Raw genomic sequence first — 3,407 nt, forward strand, 5'->3', positions numbered from 1 at the left:
GAGGTGACCGGTGCGCGCTCGAGCGTGCTCGAGGGCGTGCGCAGCTACGACAGCGATCGCGTCGATGCCGTCAAGGCCGAGGCCGTCGCCGATGCCAATGCCTTCGCGGCCGGCGCCGACGCCGTGCGCGCGCGCCTGGGCACCGGCATGGCCGTGATGCCCGGCATCGAGATCCGCAGCACGGGCGACCTCGTGCTCGACAGCGACTGGAACCTGATGAGCGACTTCGCCGGCGCGCGCGAAGGCAGCCTCACGCTGCGCGCGGGCGGCAACCTGATCGTCGGCGGCCACCTGAGCGACGGCTTCGACCGGGCCGACCGCAGCGGCGTGCTGCAGGCACCGGCCTCGTGGAACCTGCGCCTGGTCGCGGGCGGCGACCTCGACTCGGCCAACGGGCTCGCGCTCAAGCCGCTGGCGGCGCTGGCCGCGGGGCAGGGCAACATCGTCGTGGGCAGCGCCAACACCAGCACCGACCCGGCCGTCGACAACGGCGCGGGCAAGCTGGTCCGCACCGGCACCGGCGACATCGAGGTACGCGCCGGGCGTGACCTGGAGCTGGCGCACAAGGACTCGGTGATCTACACGGCCGGCCGCAGGGACACCACCACCTGGAGCGACTTCAGCACGGCCAGGGCCGACGCGACCTACGGCATCGCGGGCGGCAACCTGGACATAGACGCGCGTGGCGACATCAGTGCCCAACTCTCCGGCCAGCGTTTCACCGAATGGCTCAACCGGCAGGGCAACCTCGACGTCAACCTGGCGTTCGGCGAATACAGCATCGACACCGGCTACGTCGACGGCCAGCCGGTTCCGATCATGGAGCGCGCGCAGCAGTCGAGCTGGTGGATCAACTACGGCGAGTTCCAGCAGGGCGTGGCCGCCTTCGGCGGCGGCAACGTCAAGGTGCGCGCGGGCGGCGACCTCGGCAACCTGGTGGTCGCGCTGACCAGCAACATGCGCATGCGCGGCGGCCGCACGCCGGGCGAGGCGATGCGGATGGAGGTGCGCAACGGCGGCGCGATGACGGTGGACGCCGGCGGCGCCATCCGCGGCGGCCAGTACTACGTGGCGCGCGGTGCGGGCGAGATCACGGCCGGCGAGACCGCGGTCGGCTTCGACGTGAGGGTGAGCAAGGAAGGGGCGCAGACCCAGGTCTTTCCGATCGCGCCGGTGCTCGCGCTCGGCGACGCGACGCTGAGCCTGCGCACGGCGGGCGACCTGCGCCTGCAGTCGGTGATCGACCCGCTGCTGGTGCGCTACGGCGACGGCTACGTGCCGGACAGCCCCAGCAACCGGATGCGCGACTATGGCGCCTACATGAGCGGCTACACCGACAGGACGTCGCTGAGCCTGGCCTCGGCCGGTGGCGACGTCACGCTGGTCAACCAGGCGGTGTTCGCCTTTCGCGACCTGGCGCTGTCGTTCGCCACCACGCCTTCGGACCGCCTGATCGGCCTGGGCGGCAACCGCTATCCAGCCTCGACCCATGCCACGGCGATGAACGGCTCGCTGGAGATCCAGGGCCCGATGTACGTGATGCCCGGCACCACCAACGACCTGCGGTTGATGGCGCAGCGCGACGTGCGCTTCGACAACGGGAACTACAGCGCGCTGATGGCGGTGGGAAGCTACGAGTTCGACAGCAGCTACCAGAGCGAGGCCTACGCGGAAGTCGTCATGGCGCGCGCCACGCCCGTGACCATTCCCACGGCCTTCGCTCCGCTCGGTGGCCTGTACAACGTGCAGTTCGATGCGCTGCTGCGCAACGACATCGGTACCTACTTCCCCGGCACCCGCCAGGACTTCTATCGGAAGGAGGGCAACCCCGATCGCCTGGCCCTGGCGGGCGACTACGAGCCCAGCCGCATCTACGCGGCCGGCGGTTCGATCCTGGGCGCCGACGTGATGGCCAGCGAGCAGACCTGGCTGCGCGCCGGCACCGACATCCGCGGCGTGCGCCTGAGTGCGCGCAACGTGCATGCGAGCGACACCACCCTGCTGGAGGCCGGCAACGACATCCTGGCGATGACCTATGTGCGCACCCCCTATGCCTTCACCGACAACACCGGCAACGTGTCGGTGCAGGGCGCCGGCGCGCTGGTGCTGTCGGCCGGGCGCGACGTGTATGCCGACGACCTGAAGATCCAGACCCTGGGCAACCAGCGCTACGACGGCGCCAACCGGCCGGCCTTGCTGACCCAGGTCAACGGCCTGCCCGAGCAGGGCGCTTCGATCACCGTGATGGCGGGCATGAACCGGCCCGCGGCCTACGAGGCCTTCAGCGCCGCCTACCTCGATCCGTCGAAGGTGGCGTCCATGCCCGAGTACCTGAAGGTGCGCGGCGACGACGGCAGCGTGCTGCCGCTGTACCTGAGCGACCTGGCCGAGACCCGCGCCGGCGGCCAGCAGAAGGTGGTGCGGCGCGGCCTGGTGTCGTACATGCTCGACATGACCGGCGAGAAGCTCGCGCCGCTCGAGGCCTGGACCCGCTTCCAGGCCCTGCCCGAACTCGCGCGCCAGCAGTTCCTGCGCCAGGTCTACCTGCTCGAGCTGCGCGAGGCGGGCCGCGACCAGAACGAGCCCGGCGTGGAAGGCCTGCCGCGCAACGGCGGCTACAACCGCGGCTACGCGGCCATCGCCACGCTGTTCCCGGGCAGCGACTGGCAGGGCAACGTGGCGGCCAACAAGCTGATGCTGCGCACCATGGCTGGCGGCGACATCGACGTGCTCACGCCCGGCGGCGGGCTGCAGGTGGCGGCGCTGGGCGCGACCGTGCCCGACGGCTACGGCCTGGTGACGCTGGCCTCGGGCCACATCGGCATCTTCGCGAAGGACGACGTCACGGTGAACCGCTCGCGCATCCTGTCCTTCGTGCCCGCGGCGACCGACCGCGGCAGCGACCAGATCCTCTGGTCCAGCGTGGGCGACATCGACGCCGGCAAGGGCTCGAAGACCGTGCGCGTGCCCTCGGCCGCCGAGGTCGTCACCGACCTCGACGGCGTGACCGTGGTGCGCGAGAAGTCCGACATGAGCGGCAGCGGCAGCGGCATCGGCACCGTGGGCGATGGCGACGTCGACCTGGTGGCGCCGAAGGGCACCGTCAACGCCGGCGATGCCGGCGTGCGCGTGGCGGGCAACCTCAACATCGCGGCGCTGCAGGTGCTCAATGCCGACAACATCCAGGTCAAGGGCGAATCCAGGGGCCTGCCGGTGGTGGTGGCCGTGAACATCGGCGCGCTCACGAGTGCGAGCGCCGCGGCATCGCAGGCCGCCATGGCCGCGCAGGACGTGGTGCAGCGCGAGCGCGCCGCCGGCCGCCAGGCCTTGCCTTCGGTCTTCACCGTGCGGGTGCTCGGCTTCGGCAACGAGCCCCTGCCCGCGAACGAAGCCCCGCGGCGCGACGA

At 71.1% G+C, this 3,407-nt stretch carries 1 protein-coding gene; it reads left to right on the forward strand.

What is annotated here, in order from left to right; genetic code table 11:
* Positions 1–3,407, forward strand: a 3,407-nt coding sequence (locus AC27VN_RS36355; RefSeq protein ID WP_490879773.1) for a filamentous hemagglutinin family protein, incomplete at both ends; no start/stop codon positions are given.

The organism is Variovorax sp. 20P10.2.4, from assembly GCF_058244205.1.